Below are 19,839 nucleotides of genomic sequence, written 5' to 3' on the forward strand. Positions count from 1 at the left end.
CCGTTCGAGGCGCCGCTCCCGAAGCGCCGTCTCCGAGCCACCGTTCCGAACCGCCGTTCCCGAACCACCGTCAGGAGTCGCACATGGGCCAGCCCGAGGTGCCGGTCAACCCGTACCGCATCGGCGAGGCCGCGGCGATGCTCGGCGTCAGCGCCGACACCATGCGGCGCTGGGTGGACGCCGGCCGGGTCGCCGCCGAGCGCGACGAGCACGGCCACCGGATCATCCCCGGCGCCCAGCTGGCGGCCTTCGCCCGGGAGCTGGCCCGCCCGGAGAACGCCGAGGCCGAGGGCCGGCCGTCCTCCGCCCGCAACCGCTTCCCCGGCATCGTCACCGATGTGCTGCTCGGGGACGTCGCCGCGCAGGTGGAGATCCAGGCCGGCCCGTTCCGGGTGGTCTCGCTGATCAGCCGGGAGTCGGCCGAGGAGCTCCGGCTGGTGCCCGGCGCACCCGCGACGGCGGTCATCAAGTCGACCAATGTGATGATCGAGCTGCGCTAGGGCTTGCCAGACGCGGTCCAGGCCTCGTCAGACACGCCGCAGTTCCGCCGGTCCCGCCCGATCCCTCCGAACCGCCCAGCGAGAGGCCAGGTATCGATGCCCCATCCGCCGCTGCCGTCCACCCAGAGCGCCGTCTTCGCGGTCGAGGCGATGGCCGCCCGGCACGGCCGGGAGGTCCGCGCCGTCCACGACATCGGCCGCGACCAGACCTTCGCCGGACTGGTCGGCGACGGCGGCGGCGAACTGGACGCGATACCGCACGAGGCCCTGCTGGAGCTCGGCGGCCGCCCGGCGCTCACCGTCCGGCTCTTCGCCCACGAGGACGCCGTGGTCTGCGTCGAGGGCATCGACTTCGACGTGCCGCGCGACAGCGTGCCCGCCTTCCTCCACGCGGTGTGGAGCAGCCTGGTCCAGGTCAGGACGCGCACCTTCCCGCCGTCCACCACCCTGGTCGTCACCGTGCCCGGCGAGGACGCCTACCGCGAGCACATCGGCGTCCACGACCTCACCCCCTGGCTCGCGGGGCTGATCCGATGAGCGCCCCCGCCGACCGCCGCCCGGTACTCGCCGTCGCCCACCGCGGCGACCCCTACCGGTACCGGGAGAACACCCTGCCCTCCGTCGAGTCCGCACTCGCCGCCGGCGCCGACGCCGTCGAGGTCGACGTCCAGCTCACCCGGGACGGGGTGCCCGTCCTGCTGCACGACGAGACGCTGGAACGCCTCTGGGGCGATCCGCGGCCCGTCCGCCGGGTCACCCTCGACCAGCTGGACGAGCTGCGCGACGGCCACCTCGCCGTCCCCACCCTCACCGAGGCGGTCAAGGCCGTCACCGCCACCCCGGCCGCCCGGCTGCTCATCGACCTGGACGACCCGCGCCCCGCCGCCGCCACCTGGGCCGCCGTCACCGGCCTCGGCGCCGAGCGGCGGGTCGCCTTCTGCGGCCCCGCCACCGCCATGCTCGCCGTCCGCGCCCTCGCCCCCGAGGCCGAGATCGCGCTCACCTGGAAGCAGCCCCGGCTGCCCGCCGCCGAGCTGCTCGCCGACCTGCGGCCGCGCTTCCTGAACCCGCCGTTCGGACTGGTCACCGCCGACTTCACGGCGGCCGCCCGGGACGCCGGCCTCGGCGTGTCCACCTGGACCGCCGACCTGCGCCGCACCATGCGCCGACTGCGGTCCGCCGGCGTGGACTCCATCACCAGCAACCGGATCGGTGTGCTGCGCAGCGTCCTGGACGGCCGCCGATGAGCCCCGCCGACCCCGCCGTGCTGAGCACCCGCGCGCTCGGCCGCGCCCTGCTGGCCCGTCAGCACCTGCTCGCCCGCACCACGATGGCCCCGGCCGCGATGATCGAACACCTCGGCGGGCTGCAGGCCCAGGCCGCGCCGCAGCCGCCCTACCTCGGGCTGCTGGCCCGCCTGGACGGGTTCACCCCCGAGCAGCTCAGCGGGCCGATCGAGCGGCGCGAGGTGGTCCGGATCGCGCTCCAGCGCAGCACCATCCACCTGGTCACCGCGGAGGACTGCCTGACGCTGCGCCCGCTCGTCCAGCCCGTCCTGGCGAAGGGCCTGCTTAGCAACTACGGCAAGCTGCTGGCCGGCCTGGACCTCGACGCCCTGGTCGCCGAGGCCCGCGTGCTGCTGGAGGAGCGACCGCTCACCTTCCAGGAGCTCGGGCCGCTGCTCGCCGCCACTCGGCCGGATCGCGATCCGGCCGCCCTGGCCCAGGCCGCGCGCTGCCTGCTGCCGCTCGTCCAGGTGCCGCCCCGCGGTCTGTGGGGCCGGGGCGGGGCCGCCGCGCACACCACCGCCGAGGCCTGGCTCGGCCGCCCGCTCGACCCGGCGCCCTCGCTCGACGCGCTGGCCCTGCGCTACCTCGCCGCGTTCGGTCCGGCCCGCGCCGCCGACCTGCAGAAGTGGTGCGGCCTCACCGGGCTGGCCGCCGTGCTGAAGCGGCTCGCGCCGCAGCTGGTGACCTTCCGCGACGAGCAGGGGCGCCTGCTGTACGACCTGCCCGACGCGCCCCGGCCGGACGCCGACACCCCGGCGCCGGTCCGGCTGGTCGCCCCCTTCGACAACCTGCTGCTCTCGCACGCCGACCGCACCCGGGTGCTGCCGGAGGAGTACCGCGGCCGGGTGATGACGCCGAACGGCATCGTGCACGGCAGCGTGCTGCTGGACGGCCTGGTCGCCGGGAGGTGGGAGCTGACGGAGAGCCGGGGCGGCGGGCGCACGCTCGTTGTTCACCCGTACGGCTCAGTGAGCCGGGCCGACCGGAGTGCGGTGGAGGAGGAGGGCGAGCGGGTGCTGGCCTTCGCTGGCGGGGGAGAGGCCGTCCGGATCGAGGCGGCGGAGTAGTCGGGCGTCCGCCGCAGGAGCCAGGGCTGCTGACGGTCCCTCCCTCCGGGCGCCGCCCTGCGGCCGCTGGACCTGGACGACCGGCGGCAGGCGTGGCGAGCAGGTGATCAGATCATCTGTTGAGATTGGTGAATCCGGACCAATCGACCCAGGCGGAGGTGGGCATGCCGGGGGAGCTTCCGTCCAACGGTGCACCGGAGGAGCGTCCGGCGGACGACCGCAGGCCGTACCTGATGCTTCCGCCGGCGCTGCGGGCGGCGGCCGCCTGGTCGGTGGCGGTCATCCTGCTCATCACCGTCGCCTCGCTGGTGGTCTTCGCCATCGTCGAACTGCGTGCCGCCACCATCCCCGTCCTCCTCGCCCTGCTGGGCACCTCGCTGCTCTACCCGGTGATGCCCTGGATGGTCCGGCGCGGCGTCGGCCGGGGGCTTGCCGCCGGGCTGACCTGTGCGGTGCTGGTCCTGGCCGTCGGCGGGGTGATCGCCCTGCTGGTCAACTCGCTGGTGCACAGCGCCCCGCAGATCACCGAGGCGCTCAAGCAGGCGGGGGACCGGCTGGCGGACTGGCTCGGCCCGGTCGGCGAGCAGATCCAGCACGCGCTGGACAGCAGCAGAGGCGAGGGCGGTTCGCTGGTCTCCGCCCTCGCCGGCGGGGTGCTCTCCGGCCTGGGCCTCGCCACCGAGGTCCTGACGGGGGCGGTGCTGGCGCTCGCCCTGGTCTTCTTCTTCCTCCGCGACGGCCACCGGGCCGAGGAGACCGTCCGCGCCCACCTCTCCCCGCGCAACGCCGAGACGGTCGTCGCCTGCGGCCACCGGGCCTTTGACGCGATGGCCGGCTTCATGCGCGGCACCAGCCTGATCGCCCTGATCGACGCCGTGTTCATCACCGTGGGCCTGGTGGTCCTCGGTGTCCCGGGCGCCCCGGGGCTCGGCGCCCTGGTCTTCATGGGCGCCTACATCCCGTTCGTCGGGGCGTTCCTCAGCGGCACGGTGGCGGTGCTGGTCGCGCTCGCCGACGGCGGACTCGCCATCGCGCTCTGGGCGCTGGGCATCGTCCTCGCCGTCCAGGCGATCGAGGGCAACATCCTGCAGCCGCTGATCCAGAGCCGCACGGTGGAGCTCCACCCGGCCACCATCATGGTGGCGGTGGTGGCCGGCGCCGGAGTCGCCGGCATTCTCGGGGCCCTGCTGGCCGTCCCGCTCTCGGCCGCGGGCGTCGGCATCGTCTCCGTGCTGCGCGGCACCGCCGGGCGGTCCCGCCGACGCACCCGCCGGGCGGACGGGGGCGGTGGGGAGCCGGACCCGGGTGGGGAATAGCCGGCCGGATCGCCCCGGCCGGATCGCCTCGGCCGGATCGCCTCGGCCGGATCGCCTCGACCGGCCCGCCGACCCCCGCGCCCGCCGACCCCGCCGACCCCGCCGTCCGGGCCGCACGGCATCGCCGCGGGCCCGGACGCCAGCGCCGTGACGGGCGGTCACGGCTGGCTGCGCAGCAGGTCCTCCAGGTCGGCGAGGAGGCTGAGCGCGGCGCTGCGGTCGGCGGGGGCGACGGGCGCGGGGGTGCGCTCGGCGATCACGCGCAGGGCGGCGGCGGCCTGGCGGGCGAAGAGGGCCAGCAGGTCGAGCTCCGGGAGGCTGGAGCGGGCCTGCGGGGCCGGGTCGAGGACCTCCAGCACGCCGAGGACCCGGGTGCCGTGCACCAGCGGCGCCGCCATCAGGGAGTTCGGGACGTAGGCGGTGGACTCGGCGAAGGCCCGGTCGAAGGTGGCGTTGGCGGCGAGGTCGTCGACCACCATCGGCTCGCCGGAGGCCGCGACCCACCCGGCGATCCCGCTCCCGGCCGCGAAGCGCCGGCCGACCAGGGACTCCTCGCCCCGGCCGGACACCGCCTGGAAGACCAGCTCGCCGGCCGCCTCGTCGAGCAGGCAGACCGAGCCGGCCTCGGCGTCGAAGATGGCCCGTGCGACGTCCACCACGGACTGCAGCAGCTCACGGGCGAGCGGGTCGGGGGGCTCGGGGGTGCCGGTGGCGGTCACGGGTTCAGTACTGCTGGTCATCGGGCGACTCCGTGGTGGGGGCGGACTGGCGCGGGCCGAGCCGGACGTTGGCCGCGGTGAGGTAGAGCGCGTCCTTCAGCTGGAACGTGGTCAGCCTCGGGTGCCGGGACAGGATCCGGGCGCAGAGCCCGGCGACGTACGGGGTGGCGAAGCTGTTGCCGGTGGTGCGGATCGTGGAGCCGCCGAGCCAGGGCACCCGGACGTTCTGGCCGGGCGCGAAGAACTCCACCGGCGGCTCGGGGTTGTAGAGGTGCAGGTCCGGGTCGTCCTCCTGGTGGCTGCCGACCGAGATCACCGAGGAGAACCGCCAGGGGAAGCTCTCCACCGGCGTGTTGTGCGCGGAGGCGACGATCGCGGTGCGGGCGAAGTACGCGTCGTCGGCGAGCGCGTGCAGCTCCTCCAGGAAGCGGGTCCGGGTGGTGGAGAGGCTGAGGTTCACCACGTCGAAGCGCTGCTCCACCGCCCAGCGCAGCCCGGCGAGCAGCATCTCGCCGGTGCCGGAGAAGCGCTCGCCGAGCACCCGGACGCTGTACAGCTCGCAGTCCGGCGCGGTGCGGCGGATGATGCCCGCGCAGGCGGTGCCGTGGCCGCAGGTGTCGCCGGTGTCGGTGGGGCGGACGACGGTCTCCTTGGTGTGCGGGTCCTTGCCCACCACCCAGGAGCCCTGCAGCGGACCGACCAGCGGGTGGTCGCGCTCGATGCCGGAGTCGACCACGCAGACCCGCACCCCGCGGCCGGTGCCCTCGTCGGCGCCGGTGGGGGTGCCGGTGTCGGCGAGGACGGGGACGTCGTCGGCGCCGCGGCCGCGCAGGCTCCAGGTGAGGCCGGCCGGGGCGGTCATCGCGGCGGCTCCCCGGTGGCGGCGGCCAGCCGCTCGGCCCGGCGGACGCCGGGCAGGTGCCCCTTGGCGGCGTACCGGGCCCGGGCGGTGTCCGCCGAGGCGGCGGCCGCGGCCGGCCGGCCGAGCAGCAGCAGGGTGTGCGCCCGGTCGAGCGCGGTGAGGGCCTGCAGCAGCGGGGAGTCGGTGTCGGCCGCGGCGTGCACGGCGGCGTCGGCCAGGACGAGCGCCGGGTCGGCCTCGCCGCGGGCGGCGGCCAGCCGGGCCCGCAGCCCGTCCAGTTCGATCGCCGCGATCGGCGGGAGGTCCTCGGGGGCGCCGAGGCCGTCCAGCCGGCGGGCGGCGAGCGCCGGGCTGTCGGTGTCCAGCAGCAGCCGGGCGGTGTCCAGGCCGATGCCGGTGAGCAGGGTGCCCGCGCCGAGCCGGCGGCCGTTCTCGGCGGCCTCGCCGAGCAGGTCCAGGGCCTGCGCGGTGCGGTCGGTGAGCGCGGCGACCTGGGCGGCGAAGGCCGGCAGGAAGACCAGCGCCTCGGCGAGCGAGAGCTCGCCCGCGAGGTCGCCGGCCTCGGCGAGCAGGATCTCGGCCTCGGCGGACCGGTCCTGGAGGGCGAGCAGCACGGCGAGCGGGCCGTTGAGGGCGATCCGGACGGCGCGTCGGCCGCCGCCGTGCCGGGCCAGCAGCGTGCGGCACTGGGCGGTGGCGACCGCCACCGGCTCGGGGCCGCGCAGCAGCGAGGCGCCCAGCGCGCCGAGGACGGCGGCGCGTTCGGGCTCGCCGTCGGCGCGCACCGCGTGGGCGAGGGCGTGGTCGAGCAGGCGGTCGGCCTCGCCGTGCCGGCCGGCCAGGCGGTGCCGCTCGGCGAGGTGCAGCCGGGCGCGGGCCTGGCCGGTGTCGTCCCCGGCGGTCTCGAAGAAGGGCAGGACGGCCTCGGCGGTGGCGGCGGGCTGGTCGGGGCCGGGCGGCAGGCCCAGGGCGGCGAGGGCGAGTCGGGCGTGGGCGGCGTCCAGCCGGCTGCCGGCCGTGTCGCGGACCTGGATCAGCACCGCGCGGCCCTCGTCGGTGCGGCCGAGCGCGATCCGGGCCTCACCGAGCCGGCGCAGGGCGGGGCCGGCGCCCGGTTCGCCCGGGTAGTGCAGCCCGGCGGCGCGCTCCAGCAGCTCGGCGGCCGCGGGCAGGTCGGTGTGGGCCAGGGCGCGTTCGCCGGCCAGGCCGAGGGCGGTGGCGGCCCGGGTGCGCAGCGCCTCCGTCCGGCCGTCGAGCAGGCCGAGTTCGAGGCGGTAGCGGTGGGCGCGCTCCAGGTGCCCGCCGACGGCCGCGTCGCCGCCCTCGCGCACGCTGGGCAGGCCGGCGGCGCGCTCGTGCCGCTCGGCGCGGGCCCGCTTGGACATCGACTGGTAGGCGCTCTCCTGGACGAGGGCGCTGCTGAACCGGTAGGTGCCGGGGCCGGCCGCCTCGACCAGCGAGCGGCGGGCGAGCTGGGCGAGCGCGGCGTGCAGCCGCGGCGGGGTGGCGGGGCCGTCGAGCGCCTCGCCGTCGGCCGGCAGGCCGTCCAGCGGACCGGTGAAGACGTCGTCCTCGGGGTCGGCGAAGGCGTCGTTCTCGGCTCCGGTGCGGGCCAGTTCGGCGATCTCGGCGGTGCTGAAGGCGCGGCCGAGGATGGCGGCAAGGTCGAGGGTGGCGCGCTCGTCGCGCTCCAGCTCGTCGATCCGGGCGCTCAGCAACGCCCGGCCAGTGGGCGGGAGTTCGTCGTCGAGGGTGGGCTCGTCGGCCTCCGCGAGGGCGGCCAGCAGCTCCTCCAGGTGCAGCGGGTTGCCCTCGGCGCGCTCCAGCAGTCGGACCGGGACGGCGTCCTGGTGGGCGCTCAGTTCGGTCAACTCGGCAGCCAGCAGGGCGGATTCGTCCCAGGAGAGCCCGCCGAGCGGGAGCGTCGGCAGGTCGGGGCGGGAGGAGGCCAGCTCCGGGCGGGCCGCGCAGAGCAGCAGTACGGGGGCCGGGCCGAGCTCGGCGACCAACTGCTCGACCGCGTCGAGCAGCACGGGGCCGGCCCACTGGCAGTCGTCCAGGACCAGGACGGCCGGGCGGGTGCGGGCGTGGGTGCGCAGCAGTGCGGCCAGGGCGGCCCGGATCCCGTCGGGGGAGGCCGCGGCGGCGAGGGCCTGGTCGGCGGCGGCCCGGTCGGCCGGGGCGACGTCGGCGTCGGCGAGCAGCGCGTCCACCGCCTCGACCAGCGGGGTGAGCGGTCCGGCGGCGCCGTGTCCGCCGTAGCTACGGCAGCGGCCGGTGCCGACCGCGGCGCCGCGCCGGCCGGAGCGCTCCAGCCAGTCGCGCACCAGCCGGGTCTTGCCGATCCCGGCCTCGCCGCTGACGACCAGCAGCTCGGCGCCCTCGCTGCGCGAGACCCGCTCCAACGCGGCGTCGAGCAGGGCGAGTTCACGGGTGCGGCCGACCAGCGGAACGTCGAAGCGGCGCAGCAGCTCCGGGTCGTCCTCGTCGAGCCCGAGCAGCCGGTAGCCGGTGACCGGGTCGGTCTTGCCCTTGAGCTGCAGCGGGCCGACCTCGTGGACCTGGGCGGCCGGCCCGGCCGCGCGCAGGGTCTGCGGGCCGATCAGCACCTGGCCGGGGGCGGCGAGCTGCTGCAGCCGGGCGGCGATGTTGACGGTCTCCCCGGAGATCAGCGCCTGTCGCGCCGAGGCGTCCGAACCGGCCACCACCTGACCGGTGTTGACGCCGATCCGGACGTCCAGGCGGACTCCGAGGGTGGCGTCCAGCTCGGTGTTGAGGTCCTCCAGGTCGTCCAGCATGGCGAGCGCGGCGGCCAGCGCCCGGCGGGCGTCGTCCTCGCGGATCACCGGGACCCCGAACACCGCCATCACCGCGTCGCCGATGAACTTCTCCAGCGTGCCGCCGTGGGCCTCGATCTGGCGGTGCATCTGCTCGAAGTAGCGAAGGGTGACGGCCCGCAGGGTCTCCGGGTCGAGGGTGCCGGAGAGCGGGGTGAAGTCGACCAGGTCACAGAAGACCACCGTGACCAGCTTGCGCTCCTCGGCGGCCACCTCGGGCGCCGCGCCGCGGGGCGAGCCGCAGGAGGGGCAGAACTGGTCGGTCGGGTTGGGAAGATGGGCGCAGAGTGGGCAGGGCATGGTGGCAGTCCTTCGCTGTGCGGAGTCGGCGTGGCGCGGGGAGGGCGGGGTGCGCTGGCCGGGCGCGGGCGCCGGGTCAGCCTGCCGCCGGGGGCTTCGGGCCCGGTTCGAAACCGCCTAGCCGGCGGTATGCCCGCAGCTGGGAGGGGGTGCGGGCCGGGCTGGGGCCGTCCCACCGGCCCCAGCCGTACCGCTCCCGGCCCGCTGACCTGCGGCCATACCGCCTGCCAACCGGTTTCGAAGCCGTGGCCAGGCCGGTCTTCCTACCGTCGGTGCAGCGGCGGGCACCCGTCGGCCGCTCCGCTGCGGGTCCGGGCAACCGGCGTGTCGTCGGCGGGAGTCGGGTCAGACCGAGCCGGCCGGTCCCGGTCGGGTCGTCCAGGGAAGGGGAACGCCATGAACGAGAACATCGAGCCGGTCGTCGGCGAGGACAACGAGGAGACCCCCGAGGTCGTGGCGCACGCCGCCGGTGTCCTCGACCTGCAGAGCCTGAAGGCCTTCAAGGACGCCGCGGACGACGGCTGCTTCAGCCTCATCAGCTACGTGAACACCGGCGACACCACCGCCTGAGGGGTACCTCGCGCACGGTTCCCCGGTACGGGGGCGGTACCGCCGCCCCCGTCCGGCGGGCCGTCGGCCGGCACCGCGGCATCGGCCGGCACCGGGGCGGCCTCGTCGGGGCGGGGCCGCCCCGCCCCGCTCCCTCTCCCGCCACCGGAGGACCCGTTGAAGAGCCTGCCGAGGACGCCGCCGCAGACGGCACAACCGCAGACCGCACCGCCGCACGCCCCCCGACCGCAGACCGCCCGACCTCCGAGCGCGCCGCCCGGTCCGCCGACCTCCCCGCTCGGCGCCAACCGGGACTTCCGCCTGCTCTGGGCCGGCGGCCTGCTGGCCTCGCTCGGCGCCCAACTGTCCTCGATCGCACTGCCGCTGCTGGTCCTGCGGGAGACCGGCTCGGCCGCCCGGGCGGGCGCCATCGGCACCGTATCGGTCGGCGCGCTGCTGCTCACCATGCTGCCCGGCGGCGTGCTCGCCGACCGGATCGAACGCCGCCGGCTGATGCGGCTGTGCGACGTCGGCAGCCTGCTGGCCGTCGCGGCGCTGGTCCTGGCCGTCCTGCACGGCCACGCCCCGCTGCCGCTCGTCCTGCTGGTCGCCGCCGCCGGGGCGCTGATCTCCAGCGCCTACGGCCCGGCCGCCTCCGGACTGCTGCGCGCCGTGGTCCCGCCCGAGCAGGTCCGGGCCGCCGCCTCCCGGATGCAGGCCCGCGGCGCGGCCGCCCGGCTGGCCGGTCCGCTCGGCGGCGGCGCCCTGTTCGCCTGGCACCCCGTGCTGCCGTTCCTCGCCGAGGGCGTCGGACTGCTGCTCTCGACCGTCTGCGTGGCCCTGATGCGAGCCCGCTCCCACCCCGCCAAGCGGGCCGGATCGGCCTTCAGCAAGGCCGAGTTGACCGCCGGACTCGCCTTCATCTGGCACCAGCCCTATCTGCGCACCCTGCTGCTGATCTTCGGCCTGGGGATGAACTTCGCCTTCAGCGCCCTGATGTTCGCGACCCTGGCCGTGGCCTCCGACGGCGGCCGGTCGGGTGTGGGCGGCGGCACCGTCGTCTCCTGCACCGCCGCCGGGGCGCTGGCCGGCGCTTTGCTGGCACCCCGGCTGGACGCCCGGGCCCGCAACGGCAGCCTGGTCGCGGTGAGTTGCTGGGCCGCGGCGCTGACCGCCGGCGTCCTGGTGGTGATCCGGCTGCCGCTGCTGATCGGGCTGCTCTGCGCGGTCTGCATCTGCCTCTCGACGGTGGCCAGCATCGGCTTCGTCTCCGGCATGCTGCTCGCCGCGCCCCCGGACCGGATCGGCCGGGTGCAGAGCGCGGCGGGCTTCCTGTCCACCCTCGTCCAGCCGTTCGGCCCGCTCGTGGGCGGCCTGCTGCTCGGCGCGCTCGGCGGCGGCGCGACCTTCGCCCTGCTGGCCCTCGTCATCGCGCTCTGCGCCGCCGTGGTGACCTGGGCGCCGCCGGTGCGGCGCGGCCCGGCGCCGCAGCCCGCCGGGGCCTGAGGCCGCGCCCGGCCCGAGCGCGCGGGAGCCCACGCGCCCGGAGGCCCGCGCGCCTGAAGGTCCGGGCACCCGCCCCGACCGGAACGTCCACTCGTGCGAAGGAGGCGCGCCATGGCCGGCGCCCAGGAGACCCAGCTGTACTGCCTCGCCGACCGCACGTACTACGACACCCCCGGCCGGCTCCGCGACCGCGCCACCCGCTACCCGCTCGCCCTGGCCGAGCCGCCCGCCGGCTGGCGGCGCACCGGCCGCGGCCTGTGGACCGTGCTGCTCCCGGACGGCGTCGAACTCCCCGAACAGGGCTGGAAGATCCACGTCTCCACCGTGCCCGCCGAGGCCGAGCGCACCCTCGCCGAGCTGTACCGGACCTGCGTCGCGGCCCGGGTGCCGTTCAAGTTCCTGCGCAGCGCCCAGGCCCTGCGGCTGGCCAACGGCAAGCACATGCCGCGCGGCGGCAGTGGAAAGTTCGCCGCCGTCTACCCGGGCGACGAACAGGCCTTCCTCGCCCTCGCCCGGGAGCTCTCCGAGGCGCTCGACGGCCGCCCGGGCCCCTACGTGCTCACCGACCTGCGGATCGGCCGCGCCCCGGTGTACGCGCGCTACGGCGCGTTCGTCGAACTCTGGTGCCAGGACGAGCAGGGCCGGCCGGTGCCCGCGCTGCGCGCGCCCACCGGGGAGCTGGTGCCGGACCGGCGGGACCCGGTCTTCCGGCTGCCCGCCTGGGTCACCCTCCCCGAGGAGCTGCGCCCGCACCTGGCGGCCCGGCAGACGGCCGGGGCCGGCGACCTCCCGTACCTGATCCGCGAGGCCCTGCAGTTCTCCAACGCGGGCGGCATCTACCTCGCCGAGCACCGGGAGACCGGCGAACGCGTGGTGCTGCGCGAGGCCCGCCCGCACGCCGGGCTCGACGCGGCCGGCGACGACGCCCTCACCCGGCTGCACCGCGAGGACCGCGCGCTGCGGCGGCTGGCGGGTCTGGACTGCGTCCCGAAGCCGTACGGCGTCCACACGGCCTGGGAGCACACCTTCCTCGCCACGGAGTACATCGAGGGCGTCCAGCTGTTCCGCGAGGTGATCCGCCGCTACCCGCTGGTGCACCAGGACTGCACCCCCGAGCAGCGCGCCGAGTACGTCGCCTGGGTGGACGGCGTCGTCGCCGGACTGGAGAAGGCGCTCGGCGCGCTGCACGAGCGGGGCGTGCGCTTCGGGGACCTGCACCCCGCGAACGTCCTGCTCCGGCCGGACGGCTCGGTCGCCCTGGTCGACTTCGAGTACGCCGACGAGCTGACCTCCCGCCTGGTCCCGCGGGCCGGTGCGCCGGGGCTCCAGCCGCCGCCCGCGCTGGACGGCGCCGAGGCCGACCGGTACATGCTCTGGGCCACCTGGCTGATGATGCTGATGCCGATCATGGAGATGGCCGACCGCGAGCCGGCCAAACTGGCCGGCCTCGAACGGCGGGCCCGCACGTGGTTCGGGCTCGGACCGGACGCCGGACCGCCCCGCCCGGCCGTACCGGCGCCGCCCGCCCCGCGGCCCGCGGGGGCCGCCCACGGCGAGGACCGGATCCGGCTGCTGCTGGAGGCGGACCGCCCCGACCTGCCCGCCGTCCTGGCCGACCTGGTCGCCGGCATCCACGCCGGGGCCACCCCCGAACGCGCCGACCGGCTCTTCCCCGGCGACCCGGCCGGCTTCACCGGCGGCGGCACGGGCGTCGCCCACGGCGCCGCCGGGGTGCTCTACGCCCTGCACCGGACGGGGGCCCGCCACCCCGCCGAGTACACCGACTGGCTGGTGGCCGCCGCCCGCCGCACCGGCCGGCCCGGCACCGGCGGGCTGCTCGACGGACCGCTCGGCACCGCCGTGGTACTGGCCGCGCTCGGCCGCCGCGAGGACGCCGCCGAACTCGCCGAGCGCGGCCGGCACGCGGCCCCCGGGCCGAGCGCCGCCCTGTTCGGCGGCCGCGCCGGGGCGGCCCTCGCCCGGCTGCGCCTGGCCACCGCGCTCGGCGGCGCCGCCGGGCCGGACGAGGCGCTGCTCGCCGAGGCGCTCGCCGACGCCCGGGCGCTGGACGCCGCGGTCCGCGGCGAGCCGGTCGAGGGCCTGGCCGCACCGGAGGCGGCCGGCCTGCTCTACGGGGTGGCCGGCCTCGCCCTGCTGCACCTGCGGCTGCACCGGCAGACCGGCGAGCCCTGGCTGCTGGACGCCGCCCGGGTGGCGCTGGAGCGGGCGAGGGCGCAGTGCGTCCGGGTGCGGGACGGCTCGGTGCAGGTCAAGGACGGCAAGCGGCACCTGGTCTACCTGGACCGGGGGAGCAGCGGCATCGCCCTGGTCGCCCAGGAGTACCTGGCCGCCCGCCCCGAGGCCGCCGGCGACCCGGCCTGGCGGGGCTTCTCCGCGGATGTCCGGAGGGCCTGCGCCCCCGGGTTCCTGCGCGAGCCCGGCCTCTTCCGGGGGCGCTGCGGGCTGACCCTCGCACTCGACGGGCTGGACGGACCCGACCGGCCCGACGGACGGCAGGCCGACGTCCTCGGGCAGGTCCGCAGGCTCGGCTGGCACCTGGTGTCCCGCCCGGAGGGCCTGCTGGTGCCCGGCACCAGGCTGCGCCGCTTCTCCGCCGACCTGCACACCGGTGCCGCCGGGGTGCTGCTCGCCCTGCACACGCTGTCCGTGCCGGAGGCCGACAGCCTGCTGGACGTCCTCACCCTGGGCTGAGCGGCCTGGGGACTCGACCCTGGCTACCCCGCACTGCCCCCTTCGGCGGACCCGTTCGGGGTGGCGGCGTCCTTGCAGAGCTTGACGGTGCCGGTGTTGTCGACGTAGCGGGCCGCCACCCAGCCCTCCCGGTCGCGCAGCAGGTACCAGATGTCATTGCCGAGGACGTCCTGGGCGTGGACCTTGCATCGCAGGCCGACCTTGGTCCCGGACGGCAGGGTGCCGATGATGGAGGAGTCGGTACTGGGGAACTGGCGTACGTTGGCCCCGCTACTGCTGACCACGGTGCCGTACGGTTCGCTGGGCGTAGAAGCCATCTGTTCCTCCGTGCATGCGGAAAACGGCTGCGCCCGAGGAAGGGCATCCTCCCCGGCCGGCGGCGGACCAGCCTGCCGCGTGGAACATGATGCCGCGCCCGGCATCCGTGCAGGGCATGACCAAGCGGACCCTGCCCCAAAAGGATGAAGGCGGGCGCGACCGGTCGGAAAGCCCTATCGACACATCAAAGAGGCAGGTGCTACGCCAGGTCGCCCTCGGTGATCCCGGCCTGCTCCCGGGCGTGCAGCTGGGTGAGCCGGGGCAGTGCGTACAGCGCGGCGTGCGCGGTCACCTCGCCGACCGGGGAGGTGACCGCGCCGGTGTCGGCCAGCGCCTCCAAGGTCCGCAGCGCGACCCGTTCGGGCCGGCCGAGCGCCGTGGCCGCCTCCGGGAGGGTGAACAGCAGGGACAGCGGCAGCGCGGCCAGCCGTCCGAGGGCGAGCCGGCCCTGGTCGGTGAGGTCCCGCCAGCCGGAGTCCAGCCGGGAGCGCACCGCGACGTCCCCGGCGACGAGTTCGTCCAGCGCGGCGGCCGGATCGGCCAGCCGGGCCGCGTACTCGCCGAGCGGCAGGTGGCGCAGCACGGCCAGCCTGGTCCCGCTGACCCGGACGGCCAATGGCAGCAGTCCGCAGGCCTCGACGATCCGCCCGGCGGCGGACCGGTCGGTGCCGATCCGGCCTGGTCCGACGATCCGGCCGAGCAGCTCCAGGGCCTCGGTCCGGTCGAAGAACGGGACGTTGACCCGGTGGACGGAGGCGAGTCCGGCGAGCTGGCTGCGCGAGGTCACCACGGCGGCGCTCGGTCCGAAGCCGGGCAGCAGCTCGCGGACCACCGCCTCGCCCGGCGCGTCGTCGAGGATCAGCAGCATCCGCCGCCCGGCCAGCGAGGCCCGCCAGAGTGCGGCGGCCTGCGCCGGGTCGGCCGGTCCGTGCTCGGACTGGCCCGTGAGCGCGGCGAGTTCGGCCAGGACTTCGGTGACCGGCCGGGGCAGGCCGTCCTCGGTGCGCAGCCGGACGAGCAGCCGGCCGTCCGGGAAGCGGTCGGCCAGCAGGTGGCCGGCCCGTACGGCGAGTGCCGTCTTGCCGATCCCGGCCGGGCCGGAGAGCACCGCGACCCGGCCGCCTCCGTTGCCCAAGGCGTCGAGCAGGTCCCGCAGTTCGTCGGAGCGGCCGGCGAAGTCCACGGTGTCCGCGGGCAGTAGTGAGCCGCCCGGGCCGGCGCCCTGGGCCGGTCTTGCGGCGCCGACCGGGCGGGCCCGGCCGCGGGCCAGCAGGGACCGGTACAGGGCGGTCAGGGCCGGGCTCGGCTCCAGTCCCAACTCCCGTGCGAGCAGCTGGCGGTGGGTGTCATAGACGGCGAGTGCCTCGGCCTGTCGGCCCGACAGGTGCAGGGCGTTCATCCGGGCCGCCTGCAGGCGTTCACGCAGCGGGTGGCGTTCGGCGAGCTCGGCGAGCTCCTCGGCCACCGCCGCCGCGTTGCCGAGCTCCAACTCGGTCTCCGCCCAGTCCTCGTGGACGCCCAGGCAGCGGGCCTCCAGGCGCTCGGCCTCGGCCTCCACGGCGGGGGAGCAGCGCAGGTCGGCCAGCGGCGGGCCCTGCCACAGGTCGAGGGCCTGTCGCAGCAGCCGGGCCGCCGGGGCGAGGGCGCCGCCGTCGGCCGCGGCCCGTCCGGCCCGGGCCAGCGCGCGGAAGTGCAGGACGTCCAGCTCCGGTTCGCCGACCTTCAGCAGGTAGCCGCCGCCCGAGTGCAGCAGTCGGCCGGGCTCGTCCTCGCGGCCGAGCAGGGCGCGCAGGGTGCTGACGTACACCTGGAGGTTCTTCCGGGCGGTGCGCGGCGGCTCCTCCGGCCAGACGGCGTCGGTGAGCAGCTCGACCGGGACGACGGTGTTGGCCCGGCTCAACAGGACGGCCAGCACCAGTCGTTGCTTGAGCGGCCCGAGGGCCAGCGGCCGTCCGGCGGCCTCGCCGGCGAGCGGGCCGAGGACGGAGAACCGCAGCCGGGTGGGCTGCGCTGCGTCGGCGGGCGGTGCCAGGGGCATCGGCTGTCTCCGGGGCCGTGGGGCGGACGGGGGGTCGGGGCGTGCGGGGTGGTTCCAGGTGTCGGGTGGTGCTGTCCGGCCGGGCGGACACCGGAGCCCGCCCGCTGATGATCTCGGTCGGCCGGGGCCCGGTCATCGGTGGGGCGCCCGCATGTTCCGGGCGGGGGCCCGGCCGAACGCGTGGGTGCACCCCCATAATGCCGGTCGGCCGGTCGGTCCCCGGCGGCTTTTCCCGACGGCCGCCCGACGGCCCTGACGGCCGGTACGGGGTGCCGCCATCGGGCGGTACCCGGTCGGGCCCGGGGCGCGTCGCGGCTACCCGCCGGTGTCGAGTTCGGCCGCGAGGTCGCAGAGTGCGGCGCGGTCCGGGCGGCCGGTCTTGCTGAGCAGGTTCGCCATGTGCTTCTCCACCGTGCGGGGCGAGATGGACAGTTTGCGCGCGATCTGCTGGTTTCCGGGGCGTTCGGCGAGCAGGACGAAGACCTCGTACTCGCGCAGCGTCACCCCGCCGGCCCGCAGCGGCGCCGGGATCTGGTCGCGGCCGCCCCGGTGCTGGGCCACGCTCGCCCCGGCCCGGCGCAGCAGTGCCCGGCAGGCCCCGGCGACCGGGGGGATCCCGGCGGCGTGGAAGTACTCCTCCGTGGTGCGCAGCCAGCCGACCGGGTCGCCCCAGTCGTCGGCGAGGGCGGCCTCGGCGGTGATGCGCAGGGCCAGTTGGTGGGCCAGCGGGAACGGCGCGGCGGTCGCGCGGGCCTCGGCGACGGCCTGGGCGGCCTCCTCGGGGCGGCCCTCGCGGCCGAGCAGGACGGCCTGGGCGAAGCACAGGAACTGCCGGTTCCAGGCGAGTTCGGCGGCGGGCGAGGCGGAGGCCTGCTCGAACTCGGCCCGCTGCCAGGCTCCGCCCGCCACCTCCAGCAGCGGGTGCAGGCCGTGCCGGCCGGCCAGGTAGAAGACGCTCGGGTGCTCCTGCTCCCAGGCGATCCCGGCGGCCAGTTCGGCGCGGGCCCGGTCGCGGTCCTCCGCCAGCAGGGCGCCCACCGCCCGGCAGAGGCCGAACCGCAGCGGCATCAGGAACGACTCCTCGCCGCCGGCCTGCCGGAACCGGGCCAGGTCGCTCTCCATCGCGCGGCTGCGGCCCTGGTGGGCGGCGAGGGTGGCGGCGGTGAGCAGCAGATAGCGGTGGGCGGCGAGGTTGCGCAGCCGGGCGGTGGCGTCCAGGCAGCGGTCGACGATCTCCCGGGCGGTGGGGAAGTCGCCGCGGAGCACGGCGTTCATGGCGAGCAGCCCGTCCAGGGTCTGGGTCAGCACGATCGCGCCGAGTCCGGCGGCGGCCTCGCGGGCCTGCTCCAGCCGGCTGCCGTCACCGGTCCGCATGAAGGCGTTGGCGCCGAGCCGCAGCAGTGCCTCCACCCGCCAAACCGGTAGCGCGTGCGCCTCGGCGACCGCGAGCATCCGCTCCAGGCAGGCGTCGGCGGCGTCGAAGCCGCGCTCGCGGGCCAGCAGGGCGAGCAACTGCCAGGCCTGGCAGGCGACCACCGGCAGCCCGGCCCGCTCGGCGACCTCGGCGGCCCGGCGGGCGAGCCGCTCGGTCTCGGCGAGGCGCCCGGGGCCACCAGAGCCGCCGGGGCCACCAGAGCCACCAGAGCCACCAGCGCCCTCGGAGCCACCGGGCGCGCTGGAGCCGCCGGCCCCGCCGCGGCCCCGGTCGGGCAGAAGGGCCAGGTGGCCCTCCACCACGGCGAGCGCGGCGCCCTGCTCGGGGCGCGGATCCTCGCCCAGCAGGGCACGGGCGGCGGCGATCTGCCCCACCGCCTCGGTGACCCGCTCGGCCATCACCGCCACCCAGGCGAGCCTGGTGTGCAGTTGGACCCGGAGGTCGACGGCCGCCGAGCGGCCGGCCGCGCGGTCCGGGTGGAGCGGCGGCAGCGTGCGGACCAGCTCGAACGCCCGGTCCAGCTGCCCCGACTCGGCCAGCGCCGACAGCAGCTGCTCGGTGACGGCGGCCCGCTCGGCATCCCCGGCGAGTTCGTGGCCGCGTTCGAGCAGCACCACGGCCGATCCCGAGGCGCCCGCCTCCAGCATCCTCCGGCCGGCCTCGGCGAAGTGCACCGCGGCCCCCGACCGGTCGCCGCCGGCCAGCAGCAGGGAGCCGACCAACTGCCGCCGCTCGTCCAGGAGGTCCGGGTCGGCGCGGATGATCGCCTGGGCGGCCCGGCGCGCCACGGCGGCCCGTTCGGCGGGGGCCAGCGCGGCGGTGACGGCGTCCGCGGTGAGCGTGTGCCGGAAGGCGTAGCGGTCCGGGGCGGCGCCGTCCGGGACGATCACGTTGGCCTCGGAGGCCGAGCGCAGGTGACTGAACAGCACCCGGTCCTCGTACCCGGTGATCAGCTGGACGGTCGCCACCGAGAAGCGGCTGCCCAGGGTGGCCGCGATCAGCAGCAGTTCGCGCACCTGCGGGTCGAGCCGGTCGATCCGCCGGCCCCAGCTGCGGACGATCGTGCTGGGCACCCCGGCGCACAGGCCCTCGGTGACCTCCCACCGCCCGCCGTCGCGGCGCAGCGCCCCCGAGGCGAGCATGTCGGCGAGCAGCTCCTCGATCAGGTACGGGCAGCCGTCGCCGCGTTCGGCCAACTGCGCCAGCACGGCGGCCGGCACCTCGGCGACGTCGCTCTCCAGGCAGGCGGCGGCCATCGTCCGGACGTGCTCGGGCGGCAGCGGCCGCAGCTCCGCCACTGCGGCGGCGCGCCGGCGCTCGGCCGCGCGCACCAGGTCCAGGGCCGGGCCCGGTTCGGCCCGCAGGGTGGCGACCAGCAGGACCGGCAGGCCGTCCAGGTTGTCGACCAGGTACTCCAGGACCGCCACCGTCTCCGCGTCGGTGTCGTGCAGGTCCTCCAGCAGGAGGACGCAGCCGTGCTCCCGGCCGAGGACGGCCAGCAGCCGCAGCAGCGCCTCGGCGAGCTCGACCACCGTCTCCGGGTAGGCGCGGGCGGCGGTCGCGGAGGCGGTGCGCCACTCGGGCACCAGCCGGGCGAGCGCGGGGCGGTACGGGTCGAGCTCCGGGTCGGTGGGCGGGCCGGCGGCCCGGAAGCGGGAGGAGAGCGCCTCGATCAGCGGACGGAACGGCGTCACCGTGCCGGTGGAGCTGCCCCGGCCGCGCAGGACGGGCAGGCCGAACCCGTAGGCCTGGAACGCGCACTCGCCGGCCAGCCGGGACTTGCCGATTCCGGCCTCGCCGAGCAGGAAGACCGCCCGGCCGGACCGCTGGCGGGCGGCGGTCAGCGCGCTGCCGAGCAGGCCGAGCTCGGCTGCCCGGCCGACGGTGATCGACGAAGTGGTCCGCATGGCCGCAGGCTACTTGACGGCTCATCTGATCTGTAGAGTAGCGAACCGGCCACTGCGCAGTCGCCCTGTCATCACGGGGAGTCCGCAGCGGTCCCACATGGCGGACGTCGGGCGCCGGTCCCGGCCGCCACCGGGGCGCTGCCCGGTCCCCGGTGGCGGTGGTCCCGGCCGGCCGCGTCCTACTCGACGGGTCGTCCGGACGGATCGTGCGATCCCCCTTGCGAGGGTGTTCCCTCAGGTCAGATCGGTACCGTCATGGTGGGGAACTCGAAGATCGGCGGCACCGCGCCGCCGCCTCCGGCCAACAGCTGGGACCGCAGTCCGAGACCGCCGCCGGCCCGCAGGCGGATGTCACCCGCCGGGTGGTCGATCGCCTCGTCCGGGCGGGCGTCGGGCTGCTTCCAGCTCAGCACCAGGTCGCTGTCGTTCATGTGTTTCTCTACTCCCATTCGTCATCGAAGTGAGCGGTTCACGAGAAACGGTG

At 76.5% G+C, this 19,839-nt stretch carries 14 protein-coding genes and 1 pseudogene; 8 read left to right on the forward strand and 7 right to left on the reverse strand.

Features of this window, described 5'->3' with window-relative positions; genetic code table 11:
* Nucleotides 1-83 precede the first annotated feature (83 nt).
* The 5 genes from ACGFZP_RS15785 (at nt 84) to ACGFZP_RS15805 (ending at nt 4,172) form a co-directional block, all read left to right on the forward strand.
* On the forward strand, nt 84-500 hold the full coding sequence (locus ACGFZP_RS15785) for a molybdopterin-binding protein (protein WP_392932639.1): 417 nt from the start codon (nt 84-86) through the stop codon (nt 498-500).
* A gap of 96 nt (nt 501-596) precedes the next feature.
* Entirely contained in the window at nt 597-1,037 is a 441-nt protein-coding gene (locus ACGFZP_RS15790; RefSeq protein WP_392932640.1) for a hypothetical protein, read from the forward strand.
* The gene (locus ACGFZP_RS15795; RefSeq protein ID WP_392932642.1) at nt 1,034-1,747 is read left to right on the forward strand and encodes a glycerophosphodiester phosphodiesterase; all 714 of its coding nucleotides are present in this window, start codon (nt 1,034-1,036) and stop codon (nt 1,745-1,747) included. The genes ACGFZP_RS15790 and ACGFZP_RS15795 overlap by 4 nt, the downstream gene beginning before the upstream one ends.
* Nucleotides 1,744-2,856: a winged helix DNA-binding domain-containing protein gene (locus ACGFZP_RS15800; RefSeq protein WP_392932644.1), complete on the forward strand. Its 1,113-nt coding sequence runs from the start codon at nt 1,744-1,746 to the stop codon at nt 2,854-2,856. The genes ACGFZP_RS15795 and ACGFZP_RS15800 overlap by 4 nt, the downstream gene beginning before the upstream one ends.
* Before the next feature lie 164 nt (nt 2,857-3,020).
* On the forward strand, nt 3,021-4,172 hold the full coding sequence (locus ACGFZP_RS15805; protein ID WP_392932647.1) for an AI-2E family transporter: 1,152 nt from the start codon (nt 3,021-3,023) through the stop codon (nt 4,170-4,172).
* A 158-nt stretch (nt 4,173-4,330) separates the two neighbouring features.
* On the opposite strand, the gene ACGFZP_RS15810 is transcribed toward ACGFZP_RS15805, so the two are convergent.
* Genes ACGFZP_RS15810 through ACGFZP_RS15820 form a run of 3 tightly spaced genes read right to left on the reverse strand, consistent with a single transcriptional unit; the run spans nt 4,331 to nt 8,890 of the window.
* Entirely contained in the window at nt 4,331-4,912 is a 582-nt protein-coding gene (locus ACGFZP_RS15810) for a GAF domain-containing protein (protein ID WP_392932649.1), read from the reverse strand.
* Nucleotides 4,896-5,753, reverse strand: coding sequence for a S8 family serine peptidase (locus tag ACGFZP_RS15815; protein ID WP_392932652.1), 858 nt, complete (start codon nt 5,751-5,753; stop codon nt 4,896-4,898). Before ACGFZP_RS15815 ends, ACGFZP_RS15810 begins: the two co-directional genes overlap by 17 nt.
* Nucleotides 5,750-8,890, reverse strand: a complete 3,141-nt coding sequence (locus tag ACGFZP_RS15820; protein WP_392932655.1) for an adenylate/guanylate cyclase domain-containing protein — start codon at nt 8,888-8,890, stop codon at nt 5,750-5,752. Before ACGFZP_RS15820 ends, ACGFZP_RS15815 begins: the two co-directional genes overlap by 4 nt.
* Before the next feature lie 396 nt (nt 8,891-9,286).
* Here ACGFZP_RS15820 and ACGFZP_RS15825 point away from each other — a divergent pair, with 396 nt between their 5' ends.
* The 3 genes and pseudogenes from ACGFZP_RS15825 (at nt 9,287) to lanKC (ending at nt 13,657) form a co-directional block, all read left to right on the forward strand.
* The gene (locus ACGFZP_RS15825; protein ID WP_387942949.1) at nt 9,287-9,460 is read left to right on the forward strand and encodes a hypothetical protein; all 174 of its coding nucleotides are present in this window, start codon (nt 9,287-9,289) and stop codon (nt 9,458-9,460) included.
* A 300-nt stretch (nt 9,461-9,760) separates the two neighbouring features.
* Nucleotides 9,761-11,015, forward strand: a pseudogene (locus ACGFZP_RS15830) (MFS transporter); the annotation flags it as partial.
* 41 nt (nt 11,016-11,056) lie between these two features.
* Complete coding sequence (lanKC, locus tag ACGFZP_RS15835) at nt 11,057-13,657, forward strand: class III lanthionine synthetase LanKC (RefSeq protein WP_392932657.1); 2,601 nt, start codon at nt 11,057-11,059, stop codon at nt 13,655-13,657.
* 23 nt (nt 13,658-13,680) lie between these two features.
* Here lanKC and ACGFZP_RS15840 read toward each other — a convergent pair whose 3' ends face one another.
* The 4 genes from ACGFZP_RS15840 to ACGFZP_RS15855 form a co-directional block, all read right to left on the reverse strand.
* Complete coding sequence (locus ACGFZP_RS15840; protein ID WP_392932660.1) at nt 13,681-13,974, reverse strand: SH3 domain-containing protein; 294 nt, start codon at nt 13,972-13,974, stop codon at nt 13,681-13,683.
* 200 nt (nt 13,975-14,174) lie between these two features.
* On the reverse strand, nt 14,175-16,013 hold the full coding sequence (locus ACGFZP_RS15845; RefSeq protein WP_392932662.1) for a BTAD domain-containing putative transcriptional regulator: 1,839 nt from the start codon (nt 16,011-16,013) through the stop codon (nt 14,175-14,177).
* A gap of 315 nt (nt 16,014-16,328) precedes the next feature.
* Nucleotides 16,329-19,355 carry an AAA family ATPase gene (locus ACGFZP_RS15850; RefSeq protein ID WP_392932665.1) on the reverse strand — a complete coding sequence of 1,009 codons (3,027 nt, stop codon included), beginning with the start codon at nt 19,353-19,355 and terminating at the stop codon, nt 16,329-16,331.
* A gap of 239 nt (nt 19,356-19,594) precedes the next feature.
* On the reverse strand, nt 19,595-19,786 hold the full coding sequence (locus ACGFZP_RS15855; RefSeq protein ID WP_392932667.1) for a hypothetical protein: 192 nt from the start codon (nt 19,784-19,786) through the stop codon (nt 19,595-19,597).
* Nucleotides 19,787-19,839 lie beyond the last annotated feature (53 nt).

It is taken from the genome of Kitasatospora sp. NPDC048239, assembly GCF_043202015.1.
GTDB lineage: Bacteria > Actinomycetota > Actinomycetes > Streptomycetales > Streptomycetaceae > Kitasatospora.

Coding starts and splice junctions, on each gene's coding strand:
- ACGFZP_RS15785 (WP_392932639.1), top strand. CDS start 84: ATGGGCCAGCCCGAGGTGCCGGTCAACCCGTACCGCATCGGCGAGGCC.
- ACGFZP_RS15790 (WP_392932640.1), top strand. CDS start 597: ATGCCCCATCCGCCGCTGCCGTCCACCCAGAGCGCCGTCTTCGCGGTC.
- ACGFZP_RS15795 (WP_392932642.1), top strand. CDS start 1,034: ATGAGCGCCCCCGCCGACCGCCGCCCGGTACTCGCCGTCGCCCACCGC.
- ACGFZP_RS15800 (WP_392932644.1), top strand. CDS start 1,744: ATGAGCCCCGCCGACCCCGCCGTGCTGAGCACCCGCGCGCTCGGCCGC.
- ACGFZP_RS15805 (WP_392932647.1), top strand. CDS start 3,021: ATGCCGGGGGAGCTTCCGTCCAACGGTGCACCGGAGGAGCGTCCGGCG.
- ACGFZP_RS15810 (WP_392932649.1), bottom strand. CDS start 4,912: ATGACCAGCAGTACTGAACCCGTGACCGCCACCGGCACCCCCGAGCCC.
- ACGFZP_RS15815 (WP_392932652.1), bottom strand. CDS start 5,753: ATGACCGCCCCGGCCGGCCTCACCTGGAGCCTGCGCGGCCGCGGCGCC.
- ACGFZP_RS15820 (WP_392932655.1), bottom strand. CDS start 8,890: ATGCCCTGCCCACTCTGCGCCCATCTTCCCAACCCGACCGACCAGTTC.
- ACGFZP_RS15825 (WP_387942949.1), top strand. CDS start 9,287: ATGAACGAGAACATCGAGCCGGTCGTCGGCGAGGACAACGAGGAGACC.
- lanKC (WP_392932657.1), top strand. CDS start 11,057: ATGGCCGGCGCCCAGGAGACCCAGCTGTACTGCCTCGCCGACCGCACG.
- ACGFZP_RS15840 (WP_392932660.1), bottom strand. CDS start 13,974: ATGGCTTCTACGCCCAGCGAACCGTACGGCACCGTGGTCAGCAGTAGC.
- ACGFZP_RS15845 (WP_392932662.1), bottom strand. CDS start 16,013: ATGCCCCTGGCACCGCCCGCCGACGCAGCGCAGCCCACCCGGCTGCGG.
- ACGFZP_RS15850 (WP_392932665.1), bottom strand. CDS start 19,355: ATGCGGACCACTTCGTCGATCACCGTCGGCCGGGCAGCCGAGCTCGGC.
- ACGFZP_RS15855 (WP_392932667.1), bottom strand. CDS start 19,786: ATGAACGACAGCGACCTGGTGCTGAGCTGGAAGCAGCCCGACGCCCGC.